Annotated in this window: 13 protein-coding genes, 1 pseudogene and 1 riboswitch; of the genes and pseudogenes, 5 read left to right on the top strand and 9 right to left on the bottom strand. The window is 43.1% G+C overall.

Annotated features, from left to right (window positions below; translation table 11 throughout):
* Positions 1 to 167: 167 nt before the first annotated feature.
* Positions 168 to 1246: pseudogene (aroC, locus tag HUW51_RS16580) on the bottom strand (chorismate synthase).
* 4 nt (positions 1247 to 1250) lie between these two features.
* Positions 1251 to 2660: a BatD family protein gene (locus tag HUW51_RS16575; protein ID WP_185270739.1), complete on the bottom strand. Its 1410-nt coding sequence runs from the start codon at positions 2658 to 2660 to the stop codon at positions 1251 to 1253.
* A gap of 335 nt (positions 2661 to 2995) precedes the next feature.
* Here HUW51_RS16575 and HUW51_RS16570 point away from each other — a divergent pair, with 335 nt between their 5' ends.
* From HUW51_RS16570 to HUW51_RS16560, 3 genes are all read left to right on the top strand, one after another.
* Complete coding sequence (locus HUW51_RS16570; RefSeq protein ID WP_185270738.1) at positions 2996 to 3745, top strand: ferritin-like domain-containing protein; 750 nt, start codon at positions 2996 to 2998, stop codon at positions 3743 to 3745.
* 23 nt (positions 3746 to 3768) lie between these two features.
* The gene (locus HUW51_RS16565; protein WP_185270737.1) at positions 3769 to 4605 is read left to right on the top strand and encodes a ferritin-like domain-containing protein; all 837 of its coding nucleotides are present in this window, start codon (positions 3769 to 3771) and stop codon (positions 4603 to 4605) included.
* Positions 4606 to 4874: 269 nt separating this feature from the next.
* A complete protein-coding gene (locus tag HUW51_RS16560; protein WP_185270736.1) occupies positions 4875 to 5063 on the top strand; it encodes a hypothetical protein in 189 nt (62 codons plus the stop codon).
* 4 nt (positions 5064 to 5067) lie between these two features.
* Here HUW51_RS16560 and queG read toward each other — a convergent pair whose 3' ends face one another.
* The 5 genes from queG to HUW51_RS16535 all read right to left on the bottom strand — a co-directional run bounded on the left by queG (position 5068) and on the right by HUW51_RS16535 (position 11914).
* Positions 5068 to 6003 (bottom strand): tRNA epoxyqueuosine(34) reductase QueG, encoded by a 936-nt coding sequence (queG, locus tag HUW51_RS16555; protein ID WP_185270735.1) that lies wholly within the window; start codon positions 6001 to 6003, stop codon positions 5068 to 5070.
* Between the two features lie 172 nt (positions 6004 to 6175).
* Positions 6176 to 7216, bottom strand: coding sequence for a Holliday junction branch migration DNA helicase RuvB (gene ruvB, locus HUW51_RS16550; RefSeq protein ID WP_185270734.1), 1041 nt, complete (start codon positions 7214 to 7216; stop codon positions 6176 to 6178).
* A gap of 234 nt (positions 7217 to 7450) precedes the next feature.
* Complete coding sequence (locus tag HUW51_RS16545; RefSeq protein ID WP_185270733.1) at positions 7451 to 7837, bottom strand: RidA family protein; 387 nt, start codon at positions 7835 to 7837, stop codon at positions 7451 to 7453.
* 151 nt (positions 7838 to 7988) lie between these two features.
* Positions 7989 to 9146 carry an acyl-CoA dehydrogenase family protein gene (locus HUW51_RS16540; protein ID WP_185270732.1) on the bottom strand — a complete coding sequence of 386 codons (1158 nt, stop codon included), beginning with the start codon at positions 9144 to 9146 and terminating at the stop codon, positions 7989 to 7991.
* A 356-nt stretch (positions 9147 to 9502) separates the two neighbouring features.
* Positions 9503 to 11914, bottom strand: coding sequence for a TonB-dependent receptor (locus HUW51_RS16535; RefSeq protein WP_185270731.1), 2412 nt, complete (start codon positions 11912 to 11914; stop codon positions 9503 to 9505).
* 58 nt (positions 11915 to 11972) lie between these two features.
* Positions 11973 to 12070: riboswitch (TPP riboswitch) on the bottom strand.
* 191 nt (positions 12071 to 12261) lie between these two features.
* Here HUW51_RS16535 and HUW51_RS16530 point away from each other — a divergent pair.
* Positions 12262 to 12516: a hypothetical protein gene (locus tag HUW51_RS16530; protein ID WP_185270730.1), complete on the top strand. Its 255-nt coding sequence runs from the start codon at positions 12262 to 12264 to the stop codon at positions 12514 to 12516.
* 108 nt (positions 12517 to 12624) lie between these two features.
* Here HUW51_RS16530 and HUW51_RS16525 read toward each other — a convergent pair whose 3' ends face one another.
* Positions 12625 to 13500: an aldose 1-epimerase family protein gene (locus tag HUW51_RS16525; protein ID WP_185270729.1), complete on the bottom strand. Its 876-nt coding sequence runs from the start codon at positions 13498 to 13500 to the stop codon at positions 12625 to 12627.
* Positions 13501 to 13672: 172 nt separating this feature from the next.
* Positions 13673 to 14254, bottom strand: coding sequence for an AAA family ATPase (locus HUW51_RS16520; protein ID WP_228466689.1), 582 nt, complete (start codon positions 14252 to 14254; stop codon positions 13673 to 13675).
* 458 nt (positions 14255 to 14712) lie between these two features.
* On the opposite strand from HUW51_RS16520, the gene HUW51_RS16515 reads away from it, so the two are divergent.
* Positions 14713 to 15651, top strand: a complete 939-nt coding sequence (locus tag HUW51_RS16515; protein ID WP_185270728.1) for a DUF4097 family beta strand repeat-containing protein — start codon at positions 14713 to 14715, stop codon at positions 15649 to 15651.
* The last annotated feature ends 121 nt before the right edge of the window (positions 15652 to 15772 follow it).

Below are 15772 nucleotides of genomic sequence, written 5' to 3'. Positions count from 1 at the left end.
GTGCGGGCGGCCTTAAAGTTTAAAAGAGGAAACCTTAAGGATAGTTAAGTTTAAAGGAAAAAATATGCCAAATTTTTAAATAAATAAAAAAGCCACCTTACAAGAAAGTGGCTTTTTAAAATTTCTAGCATTTACCTTAATAGAACGCCGTAATCTTTTAGGTCGGATTAAATCTTAACGGTTCTTTGGCGCAGTAAAAAATCAATCAATACCAAAGCGGCCATGGCATCCACAATTGGTACGGCCCGGGGCAGCACACAAGGATCGTGGCGGCCTTTGCCCTCCAGCGTAATGGTTTCGCCTTGGTCGTTAATGCTGGTTTGCGGCTGTAAAATAGTAGCAACCGGCTTAAATGCTACCCGGAAATAAATATCCTGCCCATTGGAAATGCCACCCTGGATACCTCCCGAATGGTTGGTGCGGGTTTGCACCTGGCCATTTTCGTCGGTGTAAAATTCATCGTTGTGCTGGGAGCCGTATAGCTTAGTACCTTCAAAACCACTGCCGTATTCAAAACCTTTCACGGCATTTATGCTCAACATAGCTTTGCCTAGTTCGGCGTGCAGTTTATCAAAAGCCGGTTCACCTAAACCAACCGGAGTGCCTTTAATCACGCAGGTAATAACCCCCCAATGGTATCGCGGTTTTTGCGGGTTTCTTCTACCAGTTTAATCATTTCTTCGGCTACCTGCGGCTGCGGGCACCGGATTTTATTGCTATCAATCAGATCAAGATCGAGTTGTTCGTAAGTTTCTGTTAAGCTAATGGGCCCCACACTAGAAACATAAGAAGCAATCTGAATGCCTTGCTGCTTTAAAAATTTATTGGCCACGGCTCCGGCGGCCACCCGGGCCAAAGTTTCGCGGGCCGAAGACCGGCCTCCACCCCGGTGATCGCGCAAGCCGTATTTGGCGGTATAGGTATAATCGGCATGCGAGGGCCGGAAGGCATGCTCCAGGTGCGAGTAATCTTTGCCGGCTTGGTTTTTATTGTTTACCATCATGGCAATGGGGGTGCCCGTGGTTTTATTGTCGTACAGTCCGGATAAAATTAAAATTTCGTCTTCTTCTTTACGCTGGGTAGTAATATTAGACTGACCCGGCCGCCGCCGGTCTAACTCTTTTTGTATTTCTTCGGCCGTAATTTCTAAACCTGCCGGACAACCATCAATTACCACGCCCACCGATTGCCCGTGTGATTCGCCGAAAGTAGTTATCCGGAAAATTTTACCGTACGAATTACTCATGCTGTTATGTTTTTCTAAAAAAAGTGTAAATAGATATGGCCAGCAAAAGTAATACAATCAGGTTGGTATACAATTTAAGTTTTTCGAATTTATGGATACTGACCAGGTTATTATCTTCTGTTTGAATTAGATTATAGAAGTCGCCGGCTACTCCGGTACCAATTGCGGCGTCGCGGTCTACGGTGCCTATTACCTGTAAGGTAAACCGGGACTGAAGCGTATCGTATCGCTCCCGCTTGGGATCGAAGTAAATAAATTGCATTAATTGCCGAAGAGGCACTTTACCAGGCGTTTTAGGAATAATGGAATAGTTAAACTGCTTAGAGCCTGAGATGCGTTGCTGCTGACGCAATATACTTTCTTTAATTTGGGGAGGATATATTTCTAAAGTAGGCAGGTTTTGCAAAACCGGTGCTGGCAATGCGGCAATATTACCTTCCCCGATAATAGAAAAATTATAATTTACCGCCCGATTAATAGGCACTTTGGCACGTTCCAGATTTTCATCTAACCGGTAAATACCAACCGGCACTGACTCCCGGCGCGGATGAGGAGGTAAAGCTTTTACGGCAACCATTTTAGTCGTGGAATAAAACAGTTTAACTTCAGACTGCCGCTTTTCATCGGCAAAGGTGGCGTCTTTAGCCGGCGTATATTTCAGCATTTTTAAAGTTAAGGCCGGAAACACCAAATTTTGGGCATTAAGCGGATAATTTACCGCTTCGTATAATTTGTACCGGATGTACTTTTCTTTTTTCACCATTACCGTATCCGGCAAAACTTCGCTTTGTTCCCATACTTCTTCCCAGCACGTTGGCTGCTTAATTTTTTTAAATATTTCGGGTAGTTGCTGCAAAAAATCATAAAATTCCAGTTGTCCGTTTTCGGCCGATGATAAATAAAAATACAAAGCTACGTGTACTCCTTCGCCGGTGTAAATTTGTTTTTTACTTACTTCTACATTTAAAAAAGATTGACCACCCGTATTAGGTAACTCTGCTTGCTCGGCATCGGGCTCATCTACAGTACCGGGCACTTCATCGTCGTTGACCGGGCCAACCTGCACGGTTATTCCCGGACTTTTTACTGCCTGACCATTAACGGTTATAGAGAATGGTTTAATCGTGAAAGTACCTTCGTTTAAAGCCGCATAATTTTGGGTATGCACCTCCTCTACCAAGTTATTGCCCGTTTTTAAAGTAACTTTCTTCGAAAAGCGGTTACTTTTTTGAAATCCTTCGATTTCGGGAAAAGGCGATGCCTCTTTTAAAGGTTCTCCTTTTAACCGGATTGAGATGGTAAAATACGTTTCGATGGGGATTTGATTGGGGCCAAACTCAATGCTAATCTGTTGCCCGTAAACCGGGAGTAAGACCAACCCAAACAAACATAAAAGAATATATTTTTTTAACACAGAATAGCTAATAAACACCGGAGTCTTTTAAATCTCCAGTAAAAACAACGTTGGCAAGTTAAAATTTATTCTTTCAAATTTATACTACTCAAAATATCAACCCAATTTAAATAATTGATAATCTATTACTTACACCATTACACAAAATCAAGAAATCAGATTTTTTAAAAAATCAGAAATAAAACCGCGTTTTTTTAAAAATCTTAAAATCCAGACTCCGGACATACTTCGTAGGTCGGTTAAATCTGAAGAGAAACAGCTACCTCATTCGCTATGATTAAAGTTGGCGGCAGCTCGTCAGAGTTTTTGTTACACTCTATAAAACATACCTAATTATGACGAAACTATCAAAACCGAATGCAAGCGGTAATGGGTTAACCGAGTCGGTTAATAAACCCATTAACCGGAAAAGCTTCTTTAAATTTGCCGGAGCGGGAGCCGCATTAACTACCCTCCTGATATCTGGTTGTAACGACGACGATGACGGGAAATTTAACGGCGTAGTAGATACTCCCCCAACTACCGGTACTGGTGCCGTAAGCCTGGGCTCGGGCGATGTAGGAATTTTAAATTATGCGTATGCGCTGGAACAATTAGAAGCTGCTTTTTACACCCAAGTGGTAGCTACCAAATTTTCGGGCATGACGGCTCTGGAAACTTCTATTTTCACGGACATTCGCGATCACGAAATTGCGCACCGCGAATTCTTTAAAGCAGCCATTACCGCCGCTGCTCCTACAGCCATTATTCCGGCCTTAACTCCCGATTTTTCTTCTATTAATTTCGGAGACCGAAATGCTGTGCTAACCGCTGCTAAAACTTTTGAAGATTTAGGTGTTACGGCTTACAACGGCGCCGGCAAATTATTAACCAATCCGGATTTTTTAACTATCGCGGGTAAAATCGTTTCGGTGGAAGCGCGTCATGCTGCTGAAATTGCTGACCTGATCTCGAACGGAACTTTTGCCAACACGGCTAACAATGCCAATGGTTTTGATGATGCTAAAATGCCATCCGAAGTTCTTGCCGCCGCTAAATCCTTTATTAAGGAAACCATTGATTTCAGCAAATTACCTACATCTTAATTTAAAATCAGGAGAAACTAATCATGAATATATATAACCTGCTTACCCAAATAGAAAAAGCTGATCCGGAAATATACGAGCGTTTAGATTCGCGCCGGGCCGTATTTAAACATTTTGCTGGTTTTGGCAAAAAGTTAGCTGCCACCGCCATTCCCCTGGCTTTTGGTGCTATGCTTAACAAAGCCTATGGCCAAACAACTACGCGCTCGGTTACCGATGTACTTAAATTTGCTTACTTATTAGAAAACCTGGAAGCAGAATTTTACAAACAAGCTGCTGCCACCGATATTTTTGCCAGTGCCGCTGGTAAAGGAGCTTTTGAAACCATCCGGAACCACGAAGTAGCGCACGTAAATTTCTTGAAAGGTGCACTGGGTGCTGATGCTCCTACTTACACCGCCGACAGCTTTGATTTTGATGCTAAAGGCGCTTTGGGCGGTATGACATTTAAAGATTACCCAACAATGTTGGCCGTAGCTCAAGCTTTTGAAGACACCGGCGTACGTGCCTACAAAGGTCAAGCGGCCTTTTTAATCAGCAACAACGACGTACTACAGGCTGCTTTGCAAATTCACTCGGTAGAAGCACGCCACGCAGCCCATATTCGGCGCATGCGCCGCGATTTTGCAGCTGCTCCCGCTGATCAAAAGCCCTGGATTACCGGTAAAGACCGGGGCGGTTTACCAGCTTTAGTACAGGCTATTTACGACGGAGAAGAAGCCACCACCCAGGCTGGCGTAAAAATTACGGGCACTTTTGGTGGTATATCCATCAGCGACGCGGCTGCTTCAGAAGCATTCGATGAGACCTTAAGTACCGAACAAATACAAGCGATCGTTACGCCTTTTTTAAAAAATTAAACAAGCTTTCCCTAGTAATACTTAAAAAGGACGGACAACCCGTCCTTTTTTGTTATAAATTTAAAAAATTTAAATATTTTTTTGAATTTAAAAAAATACAACCAATCTATTTTTAACAACTTAATTATTAACATGTTTATTAAAATTTGAACAATTCTTTAAAATTAATTCAACATCTAAGCTACATTCCCGTATATTAGATAGCTCAAAACAAGCACTTGGTTTGAGTAGTTTAAAGAATAATTTCATTTTTAAAATAAACAAACAAAATGTTAGAGTATGTTAAAACTATTCTTGTTAAAGTAAGTTTTGATGTCCGGTTATTTGAGAAAGAATTGCGTAAAGCTTTTAAAATGCTCATTCAGGAAGAACTAGAAGAATTACGGAAATGGTGCTACGTCCGCTTCTCCGGCATTTATCATGGCATCATCAACCGGGTTTTTGCGAAAGCTTCCTAGTTAATTAATCTTCGTTTTTTTCCGTCACAAATGTAATATTTCGTAAGAGGCCGTTATAACCAGTGCGTTTAACGGCCGACTTACGAAACACTTCTTTAAATATTTCTTCGGTAATTTCCTGCCAATCTTTTTTTGAAAATTCTTTTATTCCCGGGTGCGGCGTAAAAGCTGGTTCCTGATGGGCTTTGGCAAAACGGTTCCAGGGGCAAACATCCTGGCAAATGTCGCAGCCAAATACCCAGTTGCCAAACTTACCATTTACCTCGGCCGGAATTTGGTCTTTTAATTCAATGGTAAAATACGAAATACATTTGCTGCCATCTACCACGTAAGGCTCCAGAATAGCATTGGTCGGGCAAGCATCCAGGCATTTGGTGCAGGTGCCGCAGTAATCTTTTATCGGACCATCGTATTCCAGTTCCAGATCAATAATTAACTCGGCAATAAAATAAAAACTGCCTACCTGCGGCGTTATTAAATTGCTGTTTTTACCAACCCAACCCAAACCACTTTTTTTAGCCCAGGCTTTATCCAGTACCGGCGCCGAGTCCACAAAGGCCCGACCTCCTACTTCCCCGATTGCTTCCTGAATGTAGGCCAGCAAACTTTTCAATTTATCTTTTATAACAAAATGGTAATCCTGACCATAGGCGTATTTGGAAATTTTAAAAGTATCATCGGGCTGCTGTTCTTCGGGATAATAATTGAGCAATAATGAAACTACGGATTTGGCGCCATCTACGAGCAAGCGCGGGTCCAGGCGTTTGTCGAAGTGGTTTTCCATGTAATGCATTTGGCCATGCATCTGGCGGTTAAGCCAGTTTTCCAGCCTAGGCGCTTCTTCTTCCAGAAATTCAGCCCGGGATATACCGCAATACATAAAACCCAGCTCGGTTGCTTTTTGCTTTATTAAATGGGTATAGTGTTGCGTTGGTGTCAATGGATTTCCTACTTTAGGCCGATAACAAAATTAAAAGAAAATTAATCCTTACCCACGACTACTTTTATCATCCAGCTTCAATTACAAAAAATTTCTTGAGCACGGTTACTGCCCATAAAAGCAAAAAAGCAGGCACGTAGCCTGCTTTTTTAAAATTTTTAAATTTTAGCTTTTAAGATAAAGGCGAATCAAACAAAGTACCAATTTGCCGGGGCGGTATTTTACCCAGGTGGATATAAGCTAATTCCGTAGCTTCCCGTCCGCGAGCCGTCCGTTTAATATAGCCTTCCTGGATCAGGAATGGTTCGTATACTTCTTCAATGGTCTCGGATTCTTCGCCGCAAGCTGTAGCAATGGTAGATAACCCTACCGGACCACCTTTAAATTTATCGATAATGGTATTTAAAATTCGGTTATCCATTTCGTCCAGGCCATTATGATCTACGTCCAGGGCATTCAGGGCAAACTGGGCAATTTCTACGGTAATGGTACCATCACCTTTAATCTGGGCAAAGTCGCGGGTACGTCGCAGTAAGTTGTTGGCAATACGCGGGGTACCACGGCTCCGGCGGGCAATTTCATAGGCTGCATCATCGTGGATAGGTGAACCCAAAATATCCGCCGACCGCTTGACAATGCTGGTTAACAAAGCAGAATCGTAATACTCCAGCCGCGAGTTAATGCCAAAACGGGCTCGTAGTGGCGATGTCAATAAACCCGAACGGGTGGTAGCCCCAATTAACGTAAACGGATTCAGACTGATTTGCACAGTCCGGGCATTGGGGCCGGAGTCCAGCATAATATCAATCTTATAATCTTCCATGGCCGAGTATAAATACTCTTCCACAATAGGGTTTAACCGGTGAATCTCGTCGATGAATAAAACATCGTTACGTTCTAAATTGGTTAACAAACCGGCTAAATCGCTTGGTTTATCCAGTACTGGCCCGGAAGTCATTTTAATATTGGCGTCCAGTTCCGATGCAATAATGTGCGATAGGGTAGTTTTACCTAAACCGGGAGGCCCATGCAAGAGGACGTGGTCGAGGGCTTCGCCGCGGCGACGGGCAGCCAACACGAATATTTTTAAATTTTCGACAATTTTATCCTGACCGGTAAAATCCCGAAAACTAAGGGGCCGGAGCGCTTTATCTATTTCTTTTTCAGCCTGCGACATGTTTTCGTCATCGCCGCTTAAATAATCTTCACGCATATAAGTATAACTCGAAGTCCGTTTTTATAACTTAAAGATAACACTTTTAGCCGGTAAAAGGCTCCTTTTTAGTAAGAAAATCAACTAAAAAACTAAATATTTTAATTATTCACACATAATTTCTAATTTAATTAGCAAAACATATCAATAACTAAGCCCTATTAAAATTAAGTTTACGGCAGGATTATCTTAAACTAAAAGCATTGTATTAGGCAATATTAATTAAGAGTTTTTTTAATCCGGAATAATAGCAGTTGCTTCTATTTCTACCAATAATCCAGGTTGAATGAGGGCTTTTACCTCCAGCATAGAAGTTACCGGTTTAATATTTTTAAAAAATTCGCCGTGCGCCCGCCCAATTTCTTCCCAACTCGAAATATCTACCACAAACATCCGAGTCCGGACTACATCTGCCAGACTGGCTCCAGCTTCCTGCAACGCTTTTTCTATTTTACTTAAAATAAATTTGGTTTGCTCATAAGGATCGTCCAGGCCAATAATCAGGTCACCAGCTACGGCGGTGGTACCGGCTACTTCCACTACATTTCCAACCCGTACGGCTCTTGAATATCCTACCACATCTTCCCAAATAGCACCCGAAGCAATATTTTGTCTAGTCATTGTGGGTATATTAATTAAATGGTAAAACAAGAATTATTCATTTGTTTCAGAAGTCGGGAGACTTCCAGTTGTCTATGGAGCACAAGTGACGCTAGGCTTAACACTTGCGCTAGTTCCAGCTTTTAAATAATATAAATTTTTAAAATTTATATTATTTAAAAGCTGGAATGCCGGTAATATCAGCGCCGGTAATGAGTAAATGAATGTCGTGGGTGCCTTCGTAGGTGATTACGGATTCCAGGTTCATCATGTGGCGCATGATGGGGTACTCACCGGTTATGCCCATGCCCCCGTGGATTTGGCGGGCTTCGCGGGCTACTTGTAAAGCCATATCTACACTGTTGCGCTTGGCCATAGATATTTGCTGGGTGGTAGCTTTGCCTTCGTTTTTAAGCATACCTAAACGCCAGGCTAGCAGTTGGGCTTTGGTAATTTCGGTGAGCATTTCGGCCAGTTTTTTTTGGATTAACTGAAAAGAAGCAATAGGTTTATCGAATTGTATGCGTTGTTGAGCGTACCGGAGCGCCGATTCGTAACAATCAATAGCGGCACCAATGGCTCCCCAAGCAATACCGTACCGGGCCGAATCCAGGCAACTTAATGGTCCTTTTAAACCTTCGATGTTGGGCAAAATATTTTCTTTCGGGATTTTTACATTATCAAAAACCAACTCGCCGGTAGTGCTGGCGCGCAAACTCCATTTATTATGAATTTCGGGCGTAGAAAAACCTTCCATGCCGCGCTCCACGATCACGCCTTTAATGCGACCGGCCTCATTTTTGGCCCATACTACCGCAACCTGGCAAGCTGGTGCGTTAGAAATCCACATTTTGGATCCGTTCAGAATATAATAATCGCCTTCTTCTTTGATGTTCGTGAGCATGCCGCCCGGATTAGAACCATAATCGGGTTCCGTTAAACCAAAACAACCTAACCATTCACCGCTGGCCAGTTTAGGCAAATATTTCCGCCGTTGTTCTTCGGAGCCGTACTGGTAGATAGGGAACATTACCAGCGAACCTTGCACCGATGCCGTAGACCGCATGCCTGAGTCGCCGCGTTCTAATTCCTGCATGATCAGGCCATACGAAATATAATCCAGTCCGCCCCCACCGTACTCCGTTGGAATGGTTGGCCCAAACGCCCCTACCTCCCCAAACTTGCGCACGATTTCCGGCGGAAAGTACGCCTCCTGCGCCCATTGCTCGATGTTGGGAGAAATTTCGCGCTGCACAAAATCGCGCATGGTTTGCTGAATGAGCCGGTGTTCGTCGGTGAGCAGGTCCGAAATTTTAAAATAGTCAGTCATAAATCGCGGATTTGGCAGATTAAACGGATTTCACAGAATGTGTTATTATTCTACTAAGCAACAGTATCCGGGTTCTTTTATCGTAAATCTAAATATACTATTTAATCTTGGATGGAGATGTGCTGTTACCAAAGTTTAGAATTCTATTGAGTTTAGAAATGGTTTAGATAAAATAAGTTGATTTTATTTCCTCTCCCATTCCCAATGTTTTCCTGCTTACTTCTTTCTACCCGTTGGTGCAAAACAAAAAAGACCTCCGAAGAAGCCTTTTCTAACATTTATCCAAGTTTATTTTATTTGAAACGCTACATATTAATGAACCCGCGCAATCCGCCAAATCCGCGAAAATCTGCGATCTAGAACTTAACGCCTACCGATAACAGGAAATTACGGGTGGCCTGCGGATAATAGTAATTATAATCGTAGCGGGTGGGGTCGCCGGAGTATTGTTCGCTGAAAGTATAGCCGTTGGCTTCGTACTTTTTATTTAAAACGTTATTGATCAACAAAGCCAATTCCAGTTCTTTCATAAAAGTGGGTTGAACAACGTACCGGAAGCGTAGATCGGCCACTTGGTATCCGTTTATTTTACGCTCTTCGCTGGAAGTATTATCCAAGTATTGCTTGCTCACGGTTTTATACAAAATAGCTGCTTTAAAACCTTTTACTGGTTGTACCTCTACTTTATGCGCCGACACTACGTTGGGCGAGAAAGAAATATCAGTTTCGGCGTAATTATTAACTACCGTATTTTCTACGTTGTAATCAGCATCGTACACGTAAACCGTTTCGGCGTAATTTTTAATTTTATTACGACTTAAGGTTAAAGTGCTACTCACTTCCACCACATTGCGCCAGTTAGCCAAACCCGCGAGTTCTACCCCGGTGCGGTAGCTGCGTTTTATGTTGGTGCGCAACGCCGAACCCACATCGTTTAACTGGCCGGTTAACACCAGTTGGTTGTAATAATCCATGTAAAAGTAATTAACATCCAGGCTATACGTGAGGGGCTGGCCGTTGCTGTTTGTTTGGTTACCGCGTAAACGGTAACCGGCTTCCAGGTTGTACATGGTTTCGGCCTTGGGTTGCTCGGCTCCTTTGCGGTCCACGAAATCGCTGCGAACGGGTTCGCGGTTTCCTACGGCGTAAGAAGCGTAAATAGTCTGGCCCGGAGTAAAAGCGTAAGTAACGCCGGCCTTCGGATTTAAAAATTGAAAATCAGCTTGCTGCGTTACGTTGCGCTGGTTATCGTCGGTGCCTTTCAGGTCGTAAGTAATGGTGCGGTATTGCACATCGCCAAAAAAGCCCAATTGCTCGTTCGCCTGATAATTTACTTTGCCATACACTGTAAAGTCGGTTTTTAAAGCATCGCCCTGGTAATAACGCTGCCGAATTTCGCTGCTGGAAGCGTAACGCGCCCAGATAATTTCGCCGTAATGGTCGCCGTCGTAGCGGTTCCAGGAACCACCCAAGGTAGCCGAGAAGGTGCTTTGGGGCGCCCGGTAGTTTAAAGCGTAGGTTGCCCCGTAAAAATAATTATCGAGCCATTTGCGGCGGATTAAATCGGTGTTCGTTATGGTAGTATCGCCCAATACTACCGGAGGCACATTATAATTAGCCAGGCTCTGGTCAGTTTTGTATTGTTCGTAGTAGCCTTTGCCGCGGGTTAAATGAAAAGCGCCACCAAAATCAAACTGCGGCCCGAAAGTTTTAGAATAATGCAGTTGGTAGTGATCTTGCTGGTAATTATCAGTTTCGTTGTCGTAGGTTAAAGAATTATACCGCCGATTGGTTTTAAGCGAATCTTCGGGTACCCCATTCCAGGCTTGATAGGTTTGCTCCTGCCCCGAGAAAGTAACAAATTTGAGCATGCCCGATTTACCGTTGTAACCCGCCGCCAGGTAGTACGACTTTAATTTGGAAAAAGCCCGGTCGACGTAACCATCCGACGAAATCCGGGATAAGCGGCCATCCACCGTAAACTTGTTATTAATTAAACCAGTACCAAAAGCAACGGTATGCTTCCAGGTGTTATAAGACCCAAAGGTATTGTTGACTTCGGCATAGGCTTCGCGGTTTACCCCTATGGTGCGCATGTTGATGCTGGCCCCAAAGGCACCAGCGCCATTGGTAGAAGTTCCTACGCCCCGTTGCACCTGCATATCCTGCACCGACGAAGCTAAATCCGGCATATTCACGAAAAAAGCCCCGTGCGACTCGGCATCGTTTACCGGAATACCATTTACCGTAACGTTAATGCGGGTAATATCGGAGCCCCGGATGCGGATACCCGTATACCCCACACCGGCACCCGCATCGGAATTAACTACTACCGAAGGCGTTTGCTCCAGCAAATAAGGTAAATCCTGCCCAAAATTGCGGGCGGCAATTTGCTCTTTGCTGACGTTGGTAAAAGTAGTACCGGTTTTATCGTTGGCGCGGGTAGCCTGTATTACCACTTCGTTGGCCCGGATGCTGCTGAGGTTGAGCGTTAAGTTACGCGTAGTATTTTGATTAACGGTAATTTCCGTTTTACTGGCTTCGTAGCCCACGTACGATACCTGCAATACTTGCTTTCCGGAGGGAATGGCGTTTAACTCGTAATACCCTTGCTCGTTGGTAATGGTGCCGGTTTGATTAATTTGCACGGTGGCTCCCACCAAAGGCTTTTGGGAACCGGCTTCGGTAATCTGGCCAGTTACGGTAAACTGGGCAAAAACAAATAAAGGGCAAAAAATTAAAAAACTAAGTAAAAGTGCGTGTTTCATCCCGCTAAATTTTTTATTTTTAAAAATAGAAGCAGGAGTGCCCGACAAAAGAGCAGTAAAAAAGAAAATCCGTTTTTCCCTTCGCCGGCATTACCCGGATCAGGTTCAATGGGTATGATCTCAGCCTGAAATTATAAGGCACCCCTAAACTGCGCCAAAGGTAGCGGCATTTTTTTTTATTACAAATTTTATATCCATTATACTTTTTAATTGTTATCTTGTTATCTTGAACTAGAGTAATAAAATACTTTGGGAATCAGGACCCAAACTAAAAACCTCTTAGGGGGTATTACGTTACATCATTATGGCTTTTTATGCAGATTAACCTTTAATAGTGACTAAATATTATGTTAATTTCACTACTTTATACCTTTGCGGTGCTTACGATATTGGCATATTTTATTGTGATGCCCCGCCGCAAATACAATAGACCTTCGTCAGAAGGCAGTGACGATGATGGTGGCGAGCCAATTGGTTTAGACTTACCAGACCTGGATTTACCGCCGGGCATTTCCCTGCCAGTAAGTGATTTTGAACCGGACTATAATAAGCCTACGCCCCGCATTTTTGTGCGCGAAGATGGCGTGTTAGTATATTCCTGAGTAGAAAATCGTAAAAATTAAAAAAGCTTTTGCCCTGAGGTTTCATCCATCAGAGCAAAAGCTTTTTTGATTGAATACATTCAAATCCTGTTAATATTACATTTCCTTCTACCTTACAACAATCGTATACGCACAAGTAAAATCCTGACCGGGAGGCAGCATTATAATGCCTTCTTTCTGGGTAAGTTCACCGGAACTGTTCACGCTGTCGGCAATGCCGTGCCAGGGCTCCAGGCAAATAAAGGGCGCATTTTTCTCTTTAGTCCAGATGCCAAAATAGGGATAGTTTGGGAATAAAAAATCCAGGCCATGTTCGTGGTTACGGCTGCGTAAAGAAATCTTCCGGGATTTTAAATTTTTTAAAACAATGGCATCTTTCTCGAACAATTCATAGGTAAGCGGCAATTGCTTCTTATTTTCCAGCGGCACCGGTTCTGTAGCGCCATTCTGCAAGCCAGCATCGAGTAAGTATCTTTCTAAATTTTCAGGCTGCTCCAATTCTAAGTAATAATCTGAGAACTGTTCCTTGGGGAACAAAGGACAAGTAAAACCCGGATGAGCGCCCAAAGAAAAATACAGATCATGGCTATTCGGATTTTCAACCCGATAAGATACCGTTAAAGCATTTTCATCTAGTTGATAACGAATATACAACCGGAAATTAAAAGGATAATTAGCCAACGAAGCTTTGGATTGCTCCAGCAAAAAAGTTAAAGCGTTTTCGATTTTGCTTTCCAGAACAAACGGAAAGTCGCGGGCAAAACCGTGTTGCGGCAAGGTATAGTTTTTACCCTGATATGTGTATTGGTTATTTTTGAGTTTACCTACCGTCGGGAATAGAACCGGAGCATGCCGCGCCCAGATAGCCGGATTGGCTTGCCAGATATATTCTAAACCGGTTTGCGTATTTTTAAAACTGCACAATTCGGCGCCGTGTTCCTGCACGCCAATCTGGTAAGTACTGTTTTGTAGGGTATGCATCATGGGAGGTTTTAGGTTACAGGTTGCAGGTTACAGGTTTTACGTAGAAAGTATTAAGTTAAAAGTCGCAAGTTTTCATTTGGTAGAGAAAAGCAGAGCGCATTAATTCTTATTTCATAATTTGGCGTAGCCCTGTTGTTTAAATACCAAAAGTCTAACATCTAGTATCTAAAGTCTAATTACTTGCCAGCAACTTATCTATTTGTTGGCGGGCAGCTTGTAACCGGTGTTGGTAAGATCCGGAAATAGTGACAAAGTTAAACTTATGGGCTTTTAATTCGCGCTGGTACCAATCGTAAAAAAACTGCCGCAGGTGCGGGTGCTCGCGTTGCGGATCGGGTTCCCAGGGTAAATCAATATCCATGAGCAGGTACAAATCTATATTTTGTTGCTCAATGGCTTGCCGCAGCCAATCCGGACTAGTGCCGTAAGCGTTTTCCAGCCATATTTTTAAAACTATTAATTCGGTATCAAAGAAAATAAGTTTAGGGTTTTGCTTTAAGGCCTGGTCCATGCGGGCCAACTGCCCGGAGGCAATTTGCGCTACATCCGTTTGCGTGTACGGCCTTTGTAAATTGGCCAGGTATTCGCGGGCGTATTCCGGAACCCATACAGCTCCGTAATGATTGGCTAATTGCTCGGCTAAGGTAGATTTACCCGTAGATTCTGGTCCGGTAATGCCTATTTTAATAATTTTTTCGGGCAAAGAATTTAAATTTTTAAAAAATTTGGTAGCTACTGCTAATATGGTTTGCAAGTTAAGGTAAAAAGATAATCGGCATATTGGTAAAATAAATATTTCCTACCCTTTACTTACCCCAAACAACATCCTATCAGCCATACGGCACTAACCCCTATTTTGATTTTTATGGATTGATAAAGCTTCATTGCATTTCCATTAACAGCCTAGACTTATTGATCTATTTTCACTCTTTTGTAGCGCTAAATAAAAAATGCAGCTCAGGCCAACCTTATCGATATATTTAATAATTTACTAACTGTAAACTTATTAACATAATCAAAACACAAACTTAAACTAAGGCCAATACTTATGTTGGCATTTAAATAAGTATTAAACCGTAATTGCGCTTACTACTTTTTACTACTTAAAAATTAACGAAGAAAGCTTGTGTAATCAGGCAACCTTCGGCATCTAAGCAGCATCTAAGTTAGTAAATCACCCTTATTCAATTAATCATCCTAAAATAAACCGCTATGAAAAAGATTACCGCATACTCTTTCGCCTTGTTGCTCACCCTGGCCACTTTGGCAACCAGTTTCGCCAGCCTGGCATTAGATAAAAAACCTTTTCAGGTAAAAGAATTTACTTTAAATGGAGTGGGCAAGCTGCAAGCCAAAACCTCGGGTGGCAGCATTAAAGTAACCGGTGGCTCTGGCAACCAGGTTAAAGTAATGGTGTTTGTTACCCCCGCCAACTGGAAAAAAAGATTAGATGCCCCGTCGCCGGAAGCCCTGGCCAAATACACCATTGATGTGCGCCAGGAAGGTAATACCATTTACGCCATTGCCGAACGTAAAGATAAAGGTTGGAACAAGGAAGACGCCCTAAGCATTGGTTTTGAAATTGAGGTGCCGGAGCAAATGGCTTGCAACCTGCACACCAGCGGCGGCAGCATCAATCTGGCCTCCGTTACCGGCGATCAAGAAGTAAAGACCAGCGGAGGCAGCCTCGATTTTAAAAATATAAAAGGCAACATGAATGCCCATACCAGCGGTGGCAGCATTACGCTGGATGATTACCAAGGTAACTTAAATGCGCAAACCAGTGGCGGTTCTATTACCATTAAAGATGCCAAAGGCCGGGTAAAAGCCCATACCAGCGGCGGCAGCATTCAGTTACACGACATAGCCGGCGACATTGATGCCCACACCAGCGGCGGCAGCATCCATGCCGATATTACCAGTTTAGGCAAATATTTAACCCTGGAAACCAGCGGCGGCAGTGTGCACGCCACCATCCCTGGCGGCGAAGGCCTGGATTTGGATTTAGAAGGCAACCGGGTAAAAACCGCTTTAACCAACTTTAACGGCACCTCCGACACCCGCCGGGTAAAAGGTACCGTAAATGGCGGCGGCATTCCGGTTAAAATGAGCACTTCCGGCGGCACCACCGAACTAGCTTACCGCCTATAATCTTTTAAATTTTTAGAATTTTAAATTTTTGATTTCTGAATGATTTAAACAACAATCCCAAACTGTCATGATAGTTGGGGATTGTTGTTTGGGTTCTGCTCTAAATAACTTTAATAAAAAT

The sequence above is a fragment of the Adhaeribacter swui genome (assembly GCF_014217805.1).
Classification (GTDB): Bacteria; Bacteroidota; Bacteroidia; order Cytophagales; family Hymenobacteraceae; genus Adhaeribacter; species Adhaeribacter swui.
This window is presented reverse-complemented; position numbering and strand designations above follow the sequence as displayed.